Here is an 18,918-nt window from a genome sequence, read left to right as displayed (position 1 = left end):
GCCGGTTATAGCCCGCCGTAGCCCCGGCGCGTCGACCGGGCGGGGTTTATGGTCACCCCCGGCCCCCCGCGCGCGTGTGGTATAACGGCCCCGGGGCTTCGTCGTCGGTAGGCGCGGAGACCACGGACGTTGCGCCACGAGAGCGTACGCATGTGCGATATATGTTCATTTGGGAAAAATCCTTGGACTCCGAGCGCGCCCTCGCGGGACACTGCGACGCCCGGCCCTCCCGTACTCGCACGCGGCGATCGCGGCGATCGCCATCGGGGCGAGCGAGGGCCTGATTCGAGTTCCGTGGGTCGCGGTGCCGCACCCACGCGCAGACAACCGCTTTTTGACCACACGAGGTTGGGATGGTGATGGCTGAATCACGTCGTGTTCCGCCGCGCAGGGGCCCGGTGCTCCTCGCGCTTCGCTACTACGGGCGGGAGCTGGCCCGGCTCCGGCTGCTGACGGTGCCGGCGATGCTGCTTCCGGCGGTGGGCAACATCGGTATCCACTACATCGCGCCGCTGGTCGTCGCGAAGCTCGTCGGGCGGGTGTCCGGTGACGACGGGGTCACCAGTGGCTCGGTGATGCCCTATGTCATCGGCTTCGCCGGTGTACTGCTGCTCTCGGAGGTGCTGTGGCGCATCGGGCTGCACTGTCTCAACCGGCTTGACGCGCGGGGGATCGAGCATCTGTACGTGGTCGGGATGGACGAACTGTTCGCCAAGGACGCCGCGTTCTTCCACGACAACTTCGCCGGGTCGCTGACCAAGCGGGTGCTGAGTTTCGCCTCGCGGTTCGAGCAGTTCGTCGACACGCTGACCTTCTCGGTCGTGGCCAGCCTGGTGCCGCTGGTGTTCGGATCGGTGGTGCTGTGGCAGTACGACCCGCTCTTCGTCGTCGGGTTGCTGGCGATGATCGCCTTCACCGCGGTGTGCGTGGGACCGCTCATCCGCCGTCGGCAGGTGCTGGTGAGGCGGCGCGAGGAGGCGATCGCCCGGGTGTCGGGCCATGTCGCCGACAGCCTGGCCAACATGGAGACCGTCCGGGCGTTCGCCGCCGAGGAGCGTGAGGCGGCGGAGCACCGGTCCCGGGTCGCGGAGTCACGACGGCTTTCGCTCGCGTCGTGGGACTACGGGAACCTGCGTATCGACACGCTGGTCGCACCGATGTCCGTGGCGACCAATGTGATGGGGCTGCTGCTCGCGGTCACCCTCGGCGGGGGCGGGCACGGGGTGGAGGCGATCGTGGTCGCCTTCACGTACTACACCAACGCGACGCGGATCATGTTTGACTTCAACCAGATCTACCGGCGCCTGGAAGGCGCGATGACGGAAGCCGCGCAGTTCACCGAACTGCTGCTGACGCCCTCCACCGTGCACGACGCGAAGTCGCCCGAACCACTGGCGCCCGGGGGCGCCGACATCCGCTTCGAGCGGGTCGACTACGCGCACAAGGGGGCCGAGCGGCTCTTCCAGGGACTTGATCTGGCCGTGCCCAGCGGGGCGAAGATCGGTCTCGTGGGGCGGTCCGGCGGCGGCAAGACCACGCTCACCCGGTTGTTGCTGAGGATGACGGACGTCGACGGCGGGCGGATCCTCATCGGCGGACAGGACATCAGCCGCCTGCGCCAGACCGATCTGCGCGGTCTGATCTCCTACGTGCCGCAGGAGCCGGCCATGTTCCACCGCACACTCCGGGACAACATCGCGTTCGCCCGGCCGGACGCCACCGACGCCGAGATCCGCAGCGCGGCCGAGGCGGCGCACGTAACGGAGTTCGCCGACGCGCTGCCGGACGGCTTCGACACACTGGTGGGCGAGCGCGGTGTGAAGCTGTCCGGCGGGCAGCGTCAGCGGGTCGCTCTCGCCCGGGCGATCCTGCGCGACGCGCCGGTCCTGCTGCTCGACGAGGCGACCAGTGCGCTGGACTCCGAGAGCGAGGTCCTCGTCCAGGAGGCGTTGTGGCGCCTCATGGCGGGGCGCACGGCACTGGTGGTGGCGCACCGGCTGAGCACGGTCGCGACCATGGACCGGCTCGTGGTCCTCGATCACGGGCGCATCGTGGAACAGGGCACGCACGCGGCGCTGCTCGCCGCCGACGGAGCGTACGCGAGGCTCTGGCGGCATCAGTCGGGAGGCTTCATCGACGACAGTCAGACGCCTGCCGGTCTGCCCGTCTGAGGCCCGGGTTTCCATGTCCCACGGCCCACGGGCCCGGGCCCACACGCCCGGGCCGCTCGCCCGATTGACATCGCCACGGAGGGGGAGGAGGCTGGGAATTGCCCGAAATGTTCTAGTTTCAATGAATGCTTGGAGGTGTGGAGAATGCGTCGACGGATAGTTGCCGCAGTCTCAGCGGCGGCCGCGGGCCTTGCTCTCGCCGTCGTACCTGCCAGCGGGGCTTTTGCCAGTGGCGCCAGCGAAGGCGGCTACGGCTGTTCCTCCTGGGACGGCTATAGCTACTACTGCGATGACGGCTACTACGGCTACAACGACGGATACGGCTACAACGACTGGGGCAGCAACGGCAACGGCTACAACTGGGGCAACGGCAACGGCTACAACAACGGCAACGGCAACGGTTGGGGCAACGGCTTCGGAGGTGGGAGGTAACAGCTTCCGGCGGTGACAACCGCCGAACCGTACGCAGCGCCGAACCGCCGCAACGGCGACGGCTGATGTCTCAGAACTGGTCGGACCCGCGTGAGTGGCCGACCCGCGGGCCCGGTTGAGCCGACCGGGCCCGCACGCTTTGTGGCTCCGGGGCCTCTGGCGTGAAGAGCTGAACGGTGGTTCACTCCTTCCATGGCATACCGCAAGACCCCCGCTGTCGAGGACCGGCTGACCGCCGCCCGCGAGCGACTCGTGGACGAGGCGATCGCGGTGGTCGCCGACGTCGGCTGGTCGCAGGCCTCCGTGACCGCTGTCGCCGCGGCGGCTGGAATGTCGGTGGGATCGGTGTACCAGCACTTCCCTTCGAAGGCGGCACTCGCCGTCGAGGTGTTCCGCCGCGCAGCCGGACGCGAGGCCGATGTGCTCGGCGCCGTACTGCGGGACGGGGGCGGGGATCCCCTCCAGCGTCTCACCCATGGCGTGACCGTCTTCGCCCGACGGGCTCTGGAAAGCCGGGGCGTGGCCTACGCCTTGCTGGCGGCCCCGTCCGAACCCGCCGTGGAATCCGAGCGCTTGGAGTTCCGCAAGCGCTACCGCGACATGTTCGCCGAGGTGATCCGCGAGGGAGTCAGCGGCGGTCTGCTGCCCGAACAGGACCCGGAGGTCACCGCCGCCGCACTCACCGGAGCGATCGGCGAGGTACTTGTGGACCCGCTGTCCGGACCCGCCGAAGGGGCCGACGCCGACCGCCTCGTCGCCGAACTGGCCGCCTTGTCCCTGCGCTGCGCGGGCGCCGTGTCCGCGCAGCAGCCGCAGTAGTCAGCGGCAGCCCCGAGTAGTCAGCAGTCTCCCCGCGCGTTGCCCGAGAGCCGGAGGACCCAGATGCGCAGTAATCCCGTACGCACCCACGAAGTGACCAACCAGGCGCCGCCGCTCACGGATCACAACGTGGCCGACGACCCCGCGCTGCTGGAAGGCATCCGGAACGAAGGCGCCGAGTGGTACGAGGACGACCTGCGCCGCATCGGACGGCTCGCCGGCTCGGAGGAGGCGAGGCGCTGGGGATACGAGGCCAACCACTACGAGCCCGTGCTGCGTACCCACGACCGCTACGGCAACCGCGTCGACGAGGTCGATTTCCATCCCTCCTACCACGCCCTCATGGACGTCGCGATCCGTGAGGGCCTCGGCGGCACCCCCTGGGCCGAGGACAAGCCCGGCGCCCATGTCGCCCGTGCTGCCGGACTGATGGTGTGGGGCTTCGCCGACCAGAGCCATCTGTGCCCGGTCTCCATGACGTACGCCGTCGTGCCCGCCCTGCGGCACGCGTCCGAGCAGGCCGCGCTGTACGAGCCGCTGCTCACCGGCAGGGTGTACGACCCAGGGCTGCGCGCACCCGCGGGCAAGCGCGGGCTGCTCGCCGGAATGGGCATGACCGAGAAGCAGGGCGGTTCGGACGTACGCGCCAACACCACCACCGCGACACCCCAGGCCGACGGGACCTGGCGGCTGCGCGGCCACAAGTGGTTCACCAGCGCGCCGATGAACGACCTGTTCCTCGTGCTGGCGCAGGCCGAGCCCGGCGCCGCCGACGCCGGGAACGGGGGGTTGTCCTGCTTCCTCGTACCGCGCGTGCTGCCTGACGGGAGCCGCAACACCTTCCGCATCCAGCGGCTCAAGGACAAGCTCGGCAACCGCGGCAACGCCAGCAGCGAGCCCGAGTTCGACGACACCGTGGCCTGGCTCGTCGGACCGGTCGGACGCGGCGTACGGACCATCATCGAGATGGTCACCATGACCCGGCTCGACTGCATCCTCAGTTCCGCCTCCGGCATGCGCACCGCACTCACCCTCGCGGGCCATCATGTGCGCCACCGATCGGCCTTCGGCGCCACGCTCATCGACCAGCCGCTGATGCGCAATGTCATCGCGGACCTCGCCATCGAGTCCGAGGCCGCGACCACGCTCGCCCTGCGCGTGGCGGGCGCGGTCGACCGGGCGCAGCGCGGCGACGGCCAGGAGCAGAGCTTCCTGCGGCTGGCCACGGCCGTCGCCAAGTACTGGGTGTGCAAACGCCAGCCCGCCATGGTGGCGGAGGCGCTGGAATGCCTCGGCGGCAATGGCTTCGTCGAGGACTCCGACCTGCCGCGGCTCTACCGGGATGCCCCTCTGAACGGCATCTGGGAGGGCTCCGGCAATGTCAGCGCCCTCGATGTGCTGCGTGCCCTGACCCGCGAACCGGACTCGCTCCAGGCCTTCGCGGACGAGATCGCGCTGGGCGCCGGTGCGGACGCCCGGCTTGACGCCGCGTGGCGGGAGCTGCGCGCCGAGCTCGCGCGGCCCGAGGACGCGGAGCTCCGGGCCCGGTGGCTCGTGGAGCGGATGGCACTCGTCCTCCAGGGCTCGCTGCTGGTCCGGCACGCACCGGCCGCGGTCGCCGACGCGTTCTGCGCCTCGCGGCTGGCCGGGGGGCATGGACTCGCCTTCGGGACGCTGCCGACCGGGGTGGACCGGGCGGGGATCATCGCCCGGGTCCCTGGGGCGCCGGCCTGACCGTCTGAGCTTCCTGAGCCGCCTGAGCCGCCGGCCTGACGCTCGGGACGCGGAGTGTGCCGCACCGGGGGATCCTGAGGACAGGGAGCCCATGGTGCGGCACATGGCCGTGCGTGCCCGGCGAGGAGGTGGGTGCCATGACGCGGACGCTGGAGTGGCAGATGGGGCTGGTCCTGGTCGAGGAGGACGGTACGACAAAGGCCCGGGCCGTCCTCGACACCGGCACCACGACCTACACCGGGCAAGGGGTCGCCCGGTGCAACCCCCAGGATCTGGACATCCCCGCGATCGGTGACGAACTGGCCGCGAGCCGTGCGATGAAGGACCTCGCGACAAAGCTGATGCGCGAGGCCAACCGCGACCTCGAAAGCGTCGGCGCGGGCCCCGACACGACCGCGGCACCGCCGTACGGGTGGCCCGGGGCCGCCACATAGCACCACCAACGGCCGACCAGGCAAGACCGGTCCGGCCAGGCACCACCGGCCCGTCGGATCCGCCACGCCGTGTCGACCCGCGCTGGCCGGCTATTCGGTGAGTCCGCTGCCGTACGGCGCGTAGAGATCCAGCAGCCGCACCCGCGCCGCATGGAGCCGGTGCGAGAGCACCCTCCCCACCCAGTGCCCCACCGCCGAGCCGAACGCCGGGTCGGCGTCCATCAGCATGCGAACGGTCCGCGCGTCGAACTGCTGCGCGCGTACCGGAGTCATCGTCTCGGCGCTCAGCTGCCACACGAACGGTGGGAACAGCCAGGACCAGCCCACGAGTTCGCCGAAGCCCAGGTTCTCGATGACTGCCGGGCGCCGCCCCGGGACGGCCATGTGCAGGCTGATCGTGCCGGACTTGATGATCCAGAACCGGTCGGCGAGCCGGCCCTCCTCGAAGACGCGGTAGCCCCCGGGGAACCTGACGTCCTCAGCGATCTCCAGCAGCCGGACGCGGTGCTCGGCCGACAAGGCCGCTGTCATACGGATGGAAGACGTGGTCATCGCGGGACCTCCGTTCCCGGGACATCGGGCGCCAGCTCACCTCAAGCGTCGCACGGCCCGGCGCCTCCCGCGTCACCGGTGCGGCCACTCCTTCGTGAGCTCCAGGCCGTATGTCTCCCGGCCGAGCTCCCTGCCCGCCGCGTCCACAAAGGTCCCGGCGCACTCGTAGAAGTCACGGGCCAGATGCCCCGTCGGCAGATGCACCGGCGGGAGTACGATTTCGTACGGCCCGCCCTGCCGGTAGTCGCCCAGATGGGTCTCCGTGTGCACCACGACCACGCCTTGGCGCGTGCGCTCGTCGATGAACTTGAGGCCCTCGACGTCGTCCCTCGTCGGCACCCGGAACTCGAGGCGGAGCCGGAACTCCGCGCCTTCCTTCAGCGTGATCCGCACCGGCTCCGGGGTACGGCCGGCCGTGTCGTCGTCCCGGTCGCCCACCGCCAGGGGTACGGGAACGTCGGGGCGCCCCTCCACCTGGATCGTCACGGCCAGCAGCTCGAAGTCACGGTGTGCATTCATCGAATATGCCTGCTTTCGCCGCTCATGAGAAGGAAGGGCCGATAATTCAGCGTAGCCACCCAGCCGTGCCGGAAGCGGTGAGCCGGAGGCGGTGTCATAGTCGGGGGTGTCACCGCAAGCCGAGGAGACGACGACCAGGAGAACCGGACATGGTCTCAGCACGGGACGGCCTGCCGGGCAGCACCGGCGACGGCGACCGATTCGGCGTGACGGTACGCCCGGGCCCCGAGCCTGGGATCGTCGTGGTCGCGGTCGCGGGTGAGCTCGACCACGACACCGCGGAGCCACTGCACGCGGCTCTGGAGGAAGGCATCGCGGCAGGTGCCCGGCGCATCCTGGTCGACTGCTCGGTGCTGCTCTTCTGCGACTCCACCGGGCTGAACGTGCTGTTGCGGGCCCGTCTCGCGGCCAAGGAGACGGGGGCCAGGATCGAGCTGGCGGGTCTGCGCCCCCAGGTCGCGAGAATGCTCGCGATCACCGGTGCCGGCGCCGTCTTCCCGCGCTACGCGAGCATCGGCGAAGCACTCGCGGTGCCCGCGGCGGATCCGGATTCCGGGCCGGCGCCGGAACCGGAGACAGGACGGGAGTAGGCGGGAGCAGACGTGAGCGCGGCCCTTCCGGCACAAGGACAGACCCGCAGACTCGTACTCTCCGGGACGCGGGGCGTGGTCGGGCGCTGTCGTGACTTCAGCCGTACGGCACTCGTCGACTGGGGGTGGCTGTCGGAAGGGGACCCCGCGGCTCCGCATCCGCGCCGTCCGGGCGACGGTTTGCCGGGGGACGGCGAGCAGGGCGCGGGCGCCTGGGAGGCAGCCTTCGCTCTCGACCTCGACGCCGGCCCTGACACCGGTCTCGGCGTCGGCGCCGACCTCGGCGTCGGTCCTGATCACGACGGCTTCGACGATGCCGAGGAACGCCTAGCCATAGCCGAGGACGTCCTGATGGTGGTGTCCGAGCTCGTCACCAACGCCTGTCTGCATGCGGACGGCCCCGAGGAGCTGGTGCTGCACTGCACGCCCGACCGGCTGCGTATCGAGGTGAGCGACGCCAACCCGGTCACTCCCCGCCCCCGCCCCCACGCCGATCCGGCGAGGCCCGGCGGCCATGGGCTGGTCGTCCTGGGCAGGCTCGCGCGCGCCTGGGGTTCCGTATCGCGTGGCGACACGGGCAAGACGGTGTGGGCGGAGATCACGGCGCCCCGGGGCACCGCGCCAGGCACCGGCTGACCGCACCCGGGGTGTCACGCGGGGGAGTGCGTGCGAGAGTCGAGAGTGGACAGGTACGCCGAACGAGCGACCCGAGGTCGGCGATGAACGCATCCGGTCATGCCCGGGGCCACCCCGGTGATCACCCCGCGGACCCGCCCCAGGGCCCGCGGGATCACTCAGCGGTGGGACGCTCGCCGGACACCCGGCCACCCGCCGAGCTGAGCGAGGAGGGTCTGCGCAAGCTGCTGGCCGGCCTCACCGCCGTACGTGACGGCGACTTCTCGGCCCGTCTCCCGGACGACGCCGGGGGGATCATGGGGGAGATCGCCGGCGTCTACAACGGCATGGCCGACCAGCTCTCCCTGGTCACCGCGGAGGTCACCCGGGTGGCGCGGGAGGTGGGCGGCGAGGGGCGGCTCGGCGGTCACGCCCGGGTGCGGGACGTCGGCGGAGTCTGGCAGGAACTCACCAGCGGCGTGAACACCATGGCCGACAACCTCACCTCCCAGGTGCGGTCGATCGCCAAGGTCGCGACGGCCGTCGCCCGCGGTGACCTCACCCAGAAGATCCGCGTGGACGCCCGCGGCGAGATCCTGGAGCTCAAGGAGACCATCAACACCATGGTCGAACGCCTCTCCTCGTTCGCCGAGGAGGTCACCCGGGTCGCCCGGGAGGTCGGCACGGAGGGCAATCTCGGTGGCCAGGCGACCGTCAGCGGAGTGTCGGGCACCTGGAAGGACCTGACCGACAACGTCAACTCCATGGCGACCAACCTGACCAACCAGGTCCGCAACATCGCCCAGGTCACCACATCCGTCGCACGCGGCGACCTGACCCGCAAGATCGACGTGGACGCGCGAGGCGAGATCCTGGAGCTCAAGACCACCATCAACACCATGGTCGACCAGTTGTCGTCGTTCGCCGCCGAGGTCACCCGGGTCGCCAGGGAGGTCGGCAGTGAGGGCAGGCTCGGCGGCCAGGCAGAGGTCGAGGGAGTCTCGGGGACCTGGAAGCGGCTCACCGAGAACGTCAACGAACTGGCCGGAAACCTCACCCGGCAGGTACGGGCCATCGCCGAGGTGACCAGCGCGGTCGCCGAGGGCGATCTGACCCGTTCCATCGCCGTCGAGGCACCGGGGGAGGTCGGCGACCTGAAGGACAACATCAACTCGATGGTCGAGTCGCTGCGCGCCACCACCCGCGCCAATGAGGAACAGGACTGGCTCAAGACCAATCTGGCCCGGATATCCGGCCTGATGCAGTCGAGCAACGACCTGGGCAGCGTCGCCGCGATCATCATGAACGAGGTGCCGCCGCTGGTATCGGCCCAGTACGGCGCGTTCTTCCTGGCCGAGGAGGCCGCCGACGGCGGTGCCGAGCTGGTGATGACCGCCTCGTACGGAGTTTCCGCCGGACCGCAGGGCGAGCGGCGGCGGCCCCTGCGCTTCCGGCCGGGCGAGTCCCTGGTCGGCCAGGCGGCGCTCAGCCGCCGCACCATCGCCGTGGACGAGCTGCCGCCGGGCTATGTCACGATCTCATCGGGGTTGGGCTCGCTCGCCCCGGGCGCGCTGATCGTGTTGCCGGTGGTGGTCGAGGACCAGGTGCTCGGTGCCGTGGAACTCGCCGCATTGCGCCCGTTCACCCGGATCCACCGGGACTTCCTCGACCAGTTCATCGAAACGGTCGGGGTCAACGTCAGCTCATTGAACGCCCATGCCCGGACTGACGAACTGCTGGACCAGTCCCAGCGGCTCACCGCCGAACTGCGCGCGCGATCCCAGGAGTTGCAGGCGCGTCAGGAGGAGCTCCAGCGCTCCAACGCCGAACTCGCTGAGAAGGCCGCCCTGCTCGCCGACCGCAACCGCGACATCGAGCGCAAGAACCTGGAGATCGAACAGGCCCGCCAGGAACTGGAGGAGCGGGCCAAGCAGCTCTCCCGTACCTCGATGTACAAGTCCGAGTTCCTCGCCAACATGAGCCATGAGTTGCGTACCCCGCTCAACAGCTTGCTCATCCTGGCCCAGTTGCTGGCCCAGAACCCGGAAGGGAACCTGACGGAGAAGCAGGTCGACTACGCGGAGGTCATCCACTCCGCCGGCTCGGACCTGCTCCAGCTGATCAACGACATACTCGATCTGTCCAAGGTCGAGGCGGGCAAGATGGACGTGCATCGCGAGCCCTTCCCGCTGCACCGGCTGCTGGAGTACGTCGAGGTGACGTTCCGTCCGCTGGCCAGCGAGCGCAACCTGGACTTCGGCGTCACCACCGCGGACGACGTGCCCGATGACATCACCACCGATGAGACGCGATTGCGGCAGGTGCTGCGCAATCTGCTGTCCAACGCGCTCAAGTTCACCGAGAGTGGCAGTGTCCAGCTCTGCGTGGAGAACGCGTCCGACAGCGAACTCCCCACCGGACTAAGGGGCTTGCCGGTGGTCGCCTTCCGGGTCAAGGACACCGGGGTCGGTATCGCCCCCGAGCACCTGGAATCCATATTCGGCGCTTTCCAGCAGGGAGCGGTGACCACCGGACGCCGCTACGGCGGCACCGGCCTCGGCCTGTCCATCAGCCGCGAACTCGCCCAACTGCTGAGCGGAGTGATCGTCGCCGAGAGCAGGGTGGGTGAAGGCAGCGTGTTCACCTTCTACGTGCCCGTCGGCGGCGAGGTCCCCGAGGAGCCCCCGCCCGGACTCGCCATGCGCGGCACCGGTACGTCCGCCGCACGAGACGGGACAGCCCAGCAACCCGCAGCGGGCGCGCGCCTCACCGGCCGTACCGTGCTGATCATCGATGACGACGTGCGCAACGTGTACGCCCTCACCGAGATACTCGAAGCCGAGGACATGCGGGTGCTGACGGCCGACGACGGGCGCTCCGGAATCGAGCTGCTCACCGCGAACCCCGATGTCGATCTGATCGTGATGGACGTGATGATGTCCGGGATGGACGGCTACAGCGCCACTGCCGCCATCAGGAAGTTGCCCAGGTTCGCGTCGGTGCCGGTGATCGTGGTCACCGCCAAGGCGATGCCGGGGGACCGGGCCAAGAGCCTGGCTGCCGGGGCCAACGACTACATCACCAAGCCCGTCGACGCGTACGACCTGGTCGCGCGGATCCGGAAGTGGCTCCAGCGCTGAAAGCCGCACGGTGGTCGCCCGCCCGGCAGGCGCGGTGCGACCACCGGCGTCAGCGGCGGGTACGGGCAGCCTGGCCGACGGGTCGGGCGGACACGCCCCGGCGGTGTCTCCAGGCCAGGGGGCGACGTCCTGGCGGTGCCTTCCGGTGGCGGTCGGAGTGGAGACACCCTGGCGTGGCAGCGAGCACTCCAGGCGGTTTCAGGCGACCCTGACCACCACCAGGCTCGTATCGTCGTCGGTGTCACCGGTGACCGACACCAGCAGCCGGTCCGTGAAGGTGTCCAGGCTGCCGGAGCCGAGCTGCTCCGCCGCACGGCGCAGGCCCGCGAGGCTCTCGTCGAGTCCCGTGTGCCGGCGCTCCACGAGCCCGTCCGTGTACAGCAGCAGCGTGTCCCCCGGAGCGAGCGGTGTGACCCGGTCCGTGTACCGCGCCGACGGCATGGCGCCCAGCAGGATGTTGCGCGGCGGGTCGAGAAAGCGCGCCCGGCCGTCCCGCAGCAGCAGCAGCGGGAGGTGACCGGCGCTGGCCCAGTGCAGGGAGCGGTCGGCGGGATCGTAGAGCGCGCACACCGCGGTGGCCGTGGGATTGCCGTGGGTGTGCATCGTGACTTCGTTCAGCAGAGCCATCAGCCGCGCCGGCGGGTGGCCGGTGAACGCCAGTCCGCGCAGCGCGTTGCGCAGCGAGACCATGCCCGTCACCGAGTCGATGCCATGGCCCGCGATGTCCCCGACGGCCACCAGCACCCGGCCGTTCGGCAGCGGCAGTACGTCGTACCAGTCCCCGCCCACCCGGAAGTCCTCGGCGGCGGGACGGTAGCGCGCGGCGACCCGCAAACCGGGGAGCTGCTGAAGGACGGGCACCTCGGGAACGATCGCCTGCTGCAACTGGAGCACCAGCTGGTGGCGCACCGCCGACTGCTGCTGGGTCACGGTCAGCCGGTCGTATGTCGCGCTGAGCGCGATCTCGGTGTGGTGCTGCGCTGAGACATCCTGGTACACGCCGGTGATCCCGGTGAGCACACCCCCCGTCAGCAGCGGCTCGGCCGCGATCCTGACATGCCGCAGACCGCCGTCCTCGCGCAGTGCGCGCACCACCGTGTAGGCGCCTTGGTGGCGCTGCGTCAGCGCGGTGAGCAGGTCGTCCAGCTTGCCCGCCTCGTCCCGGGCGAGCTGGGGCGCCAGTCGGCGCAGCGGCACCGCGGGCGTGCCGGGATCGAGCCCGAAGATCCGGAACGCCTGCTCGCTCCACCGCGAAGTCCCGGCGATCAGGTCGTCCTCGAACGCGGCCAGATTCTCCAGCCTGCCCAGCACCCGGCTCAGCGACATACCGGGATCCGTGGCGCCGTGCCAGAGGACCACGGTCCTGTCCGGGTCCATCGGAAGCACCCGTACATCATGCAGCGGGTCAGGATCCCCGGCGCGGTGCGGTATCGGAAGCCGGGCGGCACGCTGGGGCGCGGCGGTCTCGCGCGCCCGACGGGCCAGCCGCCCGATGTCGGCCTCGACCGCGGGGAACACCTGCGCCAGCGGCCGTCCGGCGGAGCCGTGCACCCGGCCCGCCCAGTCCAGCGCGGGCCGGTTGAGGTGTTCGATGTGCAGGGCGCCGGTCGACGGCTCGGTGCGCAGGGCCATCCCCGGATGCGTGAGCTGGTCGAGCAGTGGGGCCAGCGCGACCGGATCGGCGCGGCCGGCGGCACGGGCCGCACCAGTGGTACCGGCATCAAGGAGCCGCTCCACCGGGACCGCGAGGCCCGTGAGCGTACGCCGCGTCGCCTCGTCCAGCTCGCGGGGGCCCGGCCAGTCCACGACCGCGAGACCCGTCACCGTGCCGCGGCGGCGCAATGGCAGCAGGGCGCGAGCGCCCCGCGGGGCGGACCCCGGCAGGCGCTCGCCCTCGGGCGGTCCGTCCGGGAGCCAGACCGGCGCGGCATCGGCCAGCGCACGGTGCAGCGGACTGTTCAGCCCGGCCGGCACCCATTGCCAGTGCGTGGCCTCCAAGGTGCTGATCCCGGCCTGCCCGGCCAGTTCGAGGCAGTCCGTCCCGGTACGCCGGAACAGCCACAGGCCGCGTACCCCCAGCGGGCGCAGTCCGCCGTCCAGCACGGTCTCGGCGACGTCGTCGATGGAGCCGCCCGACTTCGCCGCGGCATCGGCGGCGGACTCGGTACGCCGCGCCTGACGGGCCCCTGCCCGCGCGGCCGGGTCCTCGGCCCGCTCTCCGCCGCCGGGGCCGTCGGCGAGCCGTGACACGTCCGAGCCCAGCAGGGCCGTCGTACCCGACGCGCCATTGACGATGTCGGCGGCGATGTCCTCCACCGAGACCCCGGTGGACTCGGCGAGCCGGACGAGATGCTCCATCGCGTCGGCGGGGGAGAGGGCGAGCTGCGCGACGACGACGCCCGACGCCAGGTCGAGCAGATGACGGCGTCCGAGACCGCGCCGCAGCTCCGCGAGCTCCGCGGTGAGCTGCGTGACCGCCGTGGTGAGCCGGTCCCGCTCCGGTGCGTCCCGCCCGTGATCGGGCATGGCCACGTCCTCTCGCCAGGGACGCACCGGATTTTACCCGCGCGCCGGACGCCGCGCTTCCGGTCGGGGCCGCGCCAGTCCTGTCAGGGCTGCGGAGGCGCCGGGGCGACCGGGGCGCGGCCCCCGTCGCCGTAGCCGTCGCACTGGTCCCGCAGGCGCGCGGCCTTGCGGCGCAGCCGCGCCCGGTGCTCGGGATCGGTGCAGCGCTCGGCGCCGCGAGCCAGCTCCTCCGCCATCACACGGAGCTCCTCGGGCGTCCTCACCGGTTCACCTGCTGTGGTCATGGCTCCTCCTTCCGGGGCCATCAGCAAGGCAAACACGCCGCGGTCACACTCGCATCCGTTCGGGTGACGCATGGTGACGATCACCCTTGCAGCCTGCGGATACCGCCATTGCCGGGGGCTCTCGCGGATATCCCGGACGCACCTGGGCAGACGCCGTATGTCAGCGAAGCGAAGAGGGCGGGCGTCATGGCACACCTCGTGAGAGACGTGATGACCAAGCAAGCACTGGCCCTGTCTCCGGACGCCACCCTTTTCGAGGCCGCGCGCCTGATGCGGGACAGGGACATCGGGAACGTTCTGGTCGTGGCGGCGGACCGGGTGCTCGGTATCCTGACGGACCGTGATATCGCTGTCAGGGCGGTCGCGATGGGACGCGACCCGTACCGGACACCGCTGCGCGCGGTGTGCACTCCTGACGTCCGTACCGTCCGTCCCGACCAGGACACGGCGGAGGCCTCGCGGCTGATGCGCTCCGCCATGGTGCGCAGGCTCGCCGTCGTCGAGGAGGACGGCCGGGTTCGGGGTGTCATCACGCTCGGGGACGTCGCCCGGGCCGACGAGCCCCGTTCCGCGCTCGCGGACATCAGCGCCGCGCCGCCGAACAACGGCGCCTGACATCCGGGTTGTCCCGGGTGGCGTTCTGCCGCCGAATGGGGCAGGGATCGCACCGTGCGCGATGAGCGGCCGGGCACCGTGGTACGTGTCCAGCGTCCGCCGAACGCGAACCAACGCGGACCAACGCGAACCAACGCGAACAAGGGGAACCCATGCGTGAACCCATGCGCGCGAGAGCGATCTCCGTGACGGCCCTGGCCGGAGCGGTTGCTGCGATGGCCGTGTCGCCGGTCGCGGCCGAGACCGCCGCCGTGCCGCGCAGTGGTGCGGTAACGGGCCCGGGCGGACGGGCGGTTGCGGCGCACACCGCCCCGGAGCCCGAGTCCACCCAGCAGCCCTTCGCGGTCCGCCTGGCCGACCCGCACGTGGCGGGTCGGGACCCCAGGGCGCTGCGCAGCATGGTCGACCACCTGAAGCCCGGGGCGACCGTCGAGCATCAGGTCGAGGTCTTCAACAGCACACGGGCGCGCCAGGTGCTGGAGCTGTACCCCGCGGACGCGAAGATCAAGGGGAACCGTTTCGTCTTCAGTCCGGGCCGGACCTCGAACGAACTGACCGGCTGGGTCACCGTCACTCCGTCCACCCTCAGCCTGGCTCCCGGCCAGAAGGCCAAGGCGAAGGTCAAACTGGTCGTGCCCGCGACGGCTTCGACCGGGGAGCGCTACGCGGAGCTGTGGGTCCAGCGCAGAGAACCCGCTGCTGCCGGGGCCGCGTCAGCCTCGTCCGCCCCATCAGCCTCATCGGCCGCATCCGCCTCGACCTCGACGGCTTCTTCCACCCCGTCCTCCGCTTCCACCGTGTCCGCCGCTCCTGCTTCGTCCGTCGCGGCGAACGGCGAGCGGACGGGCATCCGTATGTACGTCCACGTCGGCAAGGGCGCGGAACCTCCCTCCGCCTTCGAAGTGGGGTCCTACCGCGTGCACAGGAGCGAGGCCGGGGTGCCCGTGCTCACCGCGCAGGTCCGCAACACCGGCGGCCGCGCGCTGGACCTGAGCGGCACTCTGGAGTTGACCGAGGGCCCCGGTCTGATGAGCGCCGGCCCGTTCCCCATCCAGCCGGGTACAACCCTGCCACCGGGCGGGATCGGCACCGTGTCGGCCGGCCTCGACCCGGTGCTGCCCGACGGACCGTGGGACGTCACCCTCGGTCTGGAGAGCGGCAAGACGAAGCGGGAGGTCTCGGCGAACCTGACCCTGCCGCGCAACCGCGATCCCTGGCTGGCGCAGCTCGGCAGGCTGCCCGATCCGACGACGATGTTCGCGGGCACCGCCCTGCTCATCGTCGCCTCAGGCCTGGGCTCCTTCGCCCTCGGGCTGCGGAGGGCGCAGCGCAAGTCACAGCAGCGGCAGCCGCGTGACGGCACGTGATAATAATGACCGCGGCTCCGCCTGGTGCCCGTCCACTGGCGCGCCGGTGTGCGGGCAGGCGTCGTCGGGCGGCGCCTCGTCCGTCAGCAGTCCGGCGCGCAGCTTTTCCAGCAGCCGTGCGAGCAACCGCGACACATGCATCTGTGAGATCCCGAGCCGTTCACCGATCTCCGACTGCGTCAGCTCGTCGCCGAACCGCAGCGACAGGATCGTACGCTCCCGTTCCGACAGTTCGGCGATCATGGGCTTCAGGCACTCCAGGCATTCGACGACATCGAGCGTCGGGTCCTCGGCCCCCAGTCGGCGGGCGAGCGGGCTGACGCTCTCGTCGTCCTCAAGCGGTTCGAGCGAGTGGGCCGCGTAGCCGTTGGCGGCCACCTCGCCCTCCACGACCTCCGCCTCGCTGATCTCCAGCCGGTCCGCGAGCTCCGTGGTGGTGGGGGCGCGCCCGCTCTCCTGCTCCAGCGCGTCGAACGTCTTCGCCAGGTCCAGCCGCAGTTCCTGGAGCCGTCTGGGCACCCGCACAGCCCAGCTCGTGTCACGGAAGAAGCGCTTGATCTCACCGACGATCGTGGGCATCGCGAAGGAGGTGAACTCGACCTCACGTTCCACGTCGAAGCGGTTGATCGCTTTGATCAGCCCGATGGTGCCCACCTGGAGTATGTCCTCCATGGGCTCGGAACGGCCCCGGAAGCGGCCCGCCGCGAACTTCACCAGACTGAGATTGAGCTCCACCAGCGTGTTGCGTACGTACGAGAACTGCGCGGTGCCCTCCTCCAGCGTGCGCAGCCGCCGGAACAGCACCAGCGACAGCGCTCGGGCGTCAGCCGTGCTGACGGTCCGGGGGTCGGGCATCTCGGACATGCCCCAGATCTCGGGACCGCACGGCGCGTCCGGTGCCGTCGGCCGCTCTGGTCCGACGGCACCGACGCCGGTATGTCGGGTGCGAAGTGTGGACATCGAGGCTCCTACGACGGGGCAAGGCAGCCTGCACCGCCGAATGCGGCGCCAACGCCGGTCGAGCTCCAATCCTCTTGATACCCATTTGTTGTGCTTTGATGCTCCGCGATTCCCGCGCAGCAAGGCACGGCTGCTCAGCGTGATGAATTCCGACCGTGCGTCAGGGCAGGTAGCGCTCAAGCGCCGCCGCGCCCTTCTCCGCAATTTCCTTGCGGGCGCGCTCGACGTTCGCGGGCGTGCATTCACGCCCCGACGCCATCACCAGATCCTCGGGATCGAAAGGGCGCTCCGATCCGGTCCAGATCCGCATCGGGGCCTTCGTGCTCTCCGGCTCTTCGGTCTTGTCCTTGGCCATGGGTGCCTCCGGGTGAGTCCCGCCGTGAGTGGCTGAGTACCAGCATCACGCCGGACGGCCGGAAACGCAGCACGGATGCGAGGGGGAATTCGTTCTGTGCACGCGCGAACACGGGCCGGTGCGACCGCGTTCGACGCGGCACACCGGCCCGTACGGCATTGGCACCGGCCCGACGGCAGGAGCTGTGCGCCTCCAGGCGCGCCCGATCAGGCGATCGACGCCGAGACGATCGCCGCCACCGCCAGATTGCAGGACGCCGTCACCCACACCGCGGGGTGCGGCTCGGTCTCCACCAGCGTCGCCCCCAGCTTGCCGGGCGTGACCAGGTCCACGATCAGGAATGCGACGGCCATCAGCACGAGGCCCAGCAGACCGAACGCGGCGGTCGAAAGAAGGCCCTTGGCGAAGTCGTCGTATGTCGTCCAGATCGAGGTGAAGACGATCCCGCCGATCCCCAGCAGGGCGGAGCTCAGCAGTACCGCGGCGTTGCGGTTGCGCTCCTCCCAGATCTGACGGCCCAGCTTCCCGGGCGTCAGCACATCCACCAGGACGATGCCGAGGATGAGCAGCACCACACCGAGGGCACCGTAAGCGGTGGCCCGGCCAAGTCCGTTGACTATGTCGGTCATTGGGAAGCCGTCTTTCATGTCCGGAAAACGCTAGTGGTCGGAGCGACGGCAAAATGTATCGCAGGCGGCGATCAGGGCCTCTGGTGGGCGTCGGTGCGCAGGCGCGGCGGGGACGCCAGGGTGGCGTCCACGATGCGCGCCAGCGCTGCGTCGTCGTACCCCTCGTCGTGCCGGGTACCAGGGTCACCGAGTACTGGGAGGACCTGCGCACCGGGCGCGGTGCCCGGTTGGCGGAGCTCCTCGGACGGGTGTTCACCGGCACACCCCCGGCCGACCGCGCGGAGCTCAACCGGGCGGGTATGCGCACCACACTCGGCAGGATCAAGGCCGCTGTGGAGAGCTGAGCACCGATGACCCGCGGCCCGGTCCTGACGGTAGGTCGGGACCGGGCCGCGGCCACGGGCAGGGGCGTCGCGGGTCGCCGACGGCCTTCAGCGCCGGTCGTGCCCCTCGAGGGAGACGAGCCTGCGGTGTTCGAGCGCCGTGGCAACGGCGTAGGCACCACCGCCCGCCACGGCGAGGACCCAGTAGAGGCCGGGGACCCCGGCGAAGAAGGCCGCGGCGGAGATCAGAGCGAGCCAGCAGCCGAGGCCGTAGTGCAGCAGGTTGCGCCGTGCGGCGCCTTCGGCGAGGTAGATCAGGCCGACGACGAGGCCTGATCCGGCCGGCCAGAGGACCGACTGGAGCTCGGGTGTGTCGAAGGCGGATGTCAGTCCGGTGATGGCGAGGAACAGGGCGGCGAAAGCGGCGACCCAGGCGGCGCCGAGCAGTTTGCCGGTGAGGACGTCCGGACCGGATGCCCCGCGCTGGGCTCGCAGTGCGGCGACGGTGGCCAACGTGGCACCGGCGGTGAGGCCGGCTCCGAGCAGCGCCATGGGCAGCCAGGCGGGCAGTTCGAGCAGGGGCGACTCGCCCTCGGATACCGCGGCGGCGCCGTGGCCGAGCACGTAGGCGAGTCCGAAGCTTGCGTAGGCCGCACGGTTGTCCACTTCCCCCTGGGGTCTGGTGGCGGCAAGGGGCTCGGTCTGAGCGGCGGTCTTCGAGCGGGGGATGGTGATGGACATTGGCGTCTCCGGGGGTGGGGGCGGGGGGGGCCGGGTTTGCCGCCCAGGGAGGGGGGTGGGGGGCGGAGGGGGGGGCGGGGGGTCCCGAGGAGCGGGGGGTGCGCGGGACCCG

19 protein-coding genes are annotated in these 18,918 nt (G+C 70.6%); 11 read left to right on the top strand and 8 right to left on the bottom strand.

Going from position 1 to position 18,918, the window contains the following annotated elements:
* Nucleotides 1–359: 359 nt before the first annotated feature.
* The 5 genes from ACFWI9_RS22510 (at nucleotide 360) to ACFWI9_RS22490 (ending at nucleotide 5,590) form a co-directional block, all read left to right on the top strand.
* On the top strand, nucleotides 360–2,171 hold the full coding sequence (locus ACFWI9_RS22510) for an ABC transporter ATP-binding protein (protein WP_387164537.1): 1,812 nt from the start codon (nucleotides 360–362) through the stop codon (nucleotides 2,169–2,171).
* A 144-nt stretch (nucleotides 2,172–2,315) separates the two neighbouring features.
* Nucleotides 2,316–2,603 carry a hypothetical protein gene (locus ACFWI9_RS22505; RefSeq protein WP_387164536.1) on the top strand — a complete coding sequence of 96 codons (288 nt, stop codon included), beginning with the start codon at nucleotides 2,316–2,318 and terminating at the stop codon, nucleotides 2,601–2,603.
* Nucleotides 2,604–2,795: 192 nt separating this feature from the next.
* Nucleotides 2,796–3,422 carry a TetR/AcrR family transcriptional regulator gene (locus ACFWI9_RS22500; RefSeq protein ID WP_387164534.1) on the top strand — a complete coding sequence of 209 codons (627 nt, stop codon included), beginning with the start codon at nucleotides 2,796–2,798 and terminating at the stop codon, nucleotides 3,420–3,422.
* Nucleotides 3,423–3,485: 63 nt separating this feature from the next.
* Entirely contained in the window at nucleotides 3,486–5,156 is a 1,671-nt protein-coding gene (locus tag ACFWI9_RS22495) for an acyl-CoA dehydrogenase family protein (protein WP_387164532.1), read from the top strand.
* A gap of 137 nt (nucleotides 5,157–5,293) precedes the next feature.
* The gene (locus ACFWI9_RS22490; RefSeq protein WP_387164530.1) at nucleotides 5,294–5,590 is read left to right on the top strand and encodes a dsRBD fold-containing protein; all 297 of its coding nucleotides are present in this window, start codon (nucleotides 5,294–5,296) and stop codon (nucleotides 5,588–5,590) included.
* 90 nt (nucleotides 5,591–5,680) lie between these two features.
* Here ACFWI9_RS22490 and ACFWI9_RS22485 read toward each other — a convergent pair whose 3' ends face one another.
* Nucleotides 5,681–6,142, bottom strand: a complete 462-nt coding sequence (locus ACFWI9_RS22485) for a Crp/Fnr family transcriptional regulator (RefSeq protein WP_387164528.1) — start codon at nucleotides 6,140–6,142, stop codon at nucleotides 5,681–5,683.
* Nucleotides 6,143–6,214: 72 nt separating this feature from the next.
* The gene (locus ACFWI9_RS22480) at nucleotides 6,215–6,661 is read right to left on the bottom strand and encodes a hypothetical protein (protein ID WP_387164527.1); all 447 of its coding nucleotides are present in this window, start codon (nucleotides 6,659–6,661) and stop codon (nucleotides 6,215–6,217) included.
* Nucleotides 6,662–6,810: 149 nt separating this feature from the next.
* On the opposite strand from ACFWI9_RS22480, the gene ACFWI9_RS22475 reads away from it, so the two are divergent.
* The 3 genes from ACFWI9_RS22475 (at nucleotide 6,811) to ACFWI9_RS22465 (ending at nucleotide 11,006) form a co-directional block, all read left to right on the top strand.
* Nucleotides 6,811–7,251, top strand: coding sequence for an STAS domain-containing protein (locus ACFWI9_RS22475; protein WP_387164525.1), 441 nt, complete (start codon nucleotides 6,811–6,813; stop codon nucleotides 7,249–7,251).
* 75 nt (nucleotides 7,252–7,326) lie between these two features.
* Nucleotides 7,327–7,887: an ATP-binding protein gene (locus ACFWI9_RS22470; protein WP_387164547.1), complete on the top strand. Its 561-nt coding sequence runs from the start codon at nucleotides 7,327–7,329 to the stop codon at nucleotides 7,885–7,887.
* A gap of 164 nt (nucleotides 7,888–8,051) precedes the next feature.
* A complete protein-coding gene (locus tag ACFWI9_RS22465) occupies nucleotides 8,052–11,006 on the top strand; it encodes a HAMP domain-containing protein (RefSeq protein ID WP_387164523.1) in 2,955 nt (984 codons plus the stop codon).
* A 198-nt stretch (nucleotides 11,007–11,204) separates the two neighbouring features.
* On the opposite strand, the gene ACFWI9_RS22460 is transcribed toward ACFWI9_RS22465, so the two are convergent.
* Both ACFWI9_RS22460 and ACFWI9_RS22455 read right to left on the bottom strand, forming a co-directional pair.
* Nucleotides 11,205–13,532 carry a SpoIIE family protein phosphatase gene (locus ACFWI9_RS22460; protein WP_387164522.1) on the bottom strand — a complete coding sequence of 776 codons (2,328 nt, stop codon included), beginning with the start codon at nucleotides 13,530–13,532 and terminating at the stop codon, nucleotides 11,205–11,207.
* Between the two features lie 83 nt (nucleotides 13,533–13,615).
* Entirely contained in the window at nucleotides 13,616–13,816 is a 201-nt protein-coding gene (locus tag ACFWI9_RS22455; protein ID WP_387164520.1) for a DUF6381 family protein, read from the bottom strand.
* 186 nt (nucleotides 13,817–14,002) lie between these two features.
* Between ACFWI9_RS22455 and ACFWI9_RS22450 the strand changes: the two genes are divergently transcribed.
* Nucleotides 14,003–14,431, top strand: a complete 429-nt coding sequence (locus tag ACFWI9_RS22450; protein ID WP_387164518.1) for a CBS domain-containing protein — start codon at nucleotides 14,003–14,005, stop codon at nucleotides 14,429–14,431.
* Nucleotides 14,432–14,583: 152 nt separating this feature from the next.
* Nucleotides 14,584–15,798, top strand: a complete 1,215-nt coding sequence (locus ACFWI9_RS22445; protein ID WP_387164516.1) for a hypothetical protein — start codon at nucleotides 14,584–14,586, stop codon at nucleotides 15,796–15,798.
* On the opposite strand, the gene ACFWI9_RS22440 is transcribed toward ACFWI9_RS22445, so the two are convergent.
* From ACFWI9_RS22440 to ACFWI9_RS22430, 3 genes are all read right to left on the bottom strand, one after another.
* Nucleotides 15,766–16,758, bottom strand: a complete 993-nt coding sequence (locus ACFWI9_RS22440; protein ID WP_387164515.1) for a SigB/SigF/SigG family RNA polymerase sigma factor — start codon at nucleotides 16,756–16,758, stop codon at nucleotides 15,766–15,768. The two genes, ACFWI9_RS22445 and ACFWI9_RS22440, sit on opposite strands and share 33 nt — an antisense overlap.
* A 160-nt stretch (nucleotides 16,759–16,918) precedes the next feature.
* Nucleotides 16,919–17,113, bottom strand: coding sequence for a hypothetical protein (locus tag ACFWI9_RS22435; protein WP_338674179.1), 195 nt, complete (start codon nucleotides 17,111–17,113; stop codon nucleotides 16,919–16,921).
* Between the two features lie 206 nt (nucleotides 17,114–17,319).
* A complete protein-coding gene (locus ACFWI9_RS22430) occupies nucleotides 17,320–17,742 on the bottom strand; it encodes a DUF350 domain-containing protein (protein WP_387164513.1) in 423 nt (140 codons plus the stop codon).
* Nucleotides 17,743–17,825: 83 nt separating this feature from the next.
* On the opposite strand from ACFWI9_RS22430, the gene ACFWI9_RS22425 reads away from it, so the two are divergent.
* Nucleotides 17,826–18,086, top strand: a complete 261-nt coding sequence (locus tag ACFWI9_RS22425; protein WP_387164511.1) for a hypothetical protein — start codon at nucleotides 17,826–17,828, stop codon at nucleotides 18,084–18,086.
* Between the two features lie 87 nt (nucleotides 18,087–18,173).
* On the opposite strand, the gene ACFWI9_RS22420 is transcribed toward ACFWI9_RS22425, so the two are convergent.
* Complete coding sequence (locus tag ACFWI9_RS22420) at nucleotides 18,174–18,806, bottom strand: ABC transporter permease (RefSeq protein WP_387164509.1); 633 nt, start codon at nucleotides 18,804–18,806, stop codon at nucleotides 18,174–18,176.
* Nucleotides 18,807–18,918: the final 112 nt, after the last annotated feature.

This window comes from Streptomyces sp. NPDC127084 (assembly GCF_042724175.1).
Lineage (GTDB): Bacteria > Actinomycetota > Actinomycetes > Streptomycetales > Streptomycetaceae > Streptomyces.
Note: the sequence above shows the minus strand (reverse complement) of the source record. Positions and strands in the feature narration are given on the sequence as shown.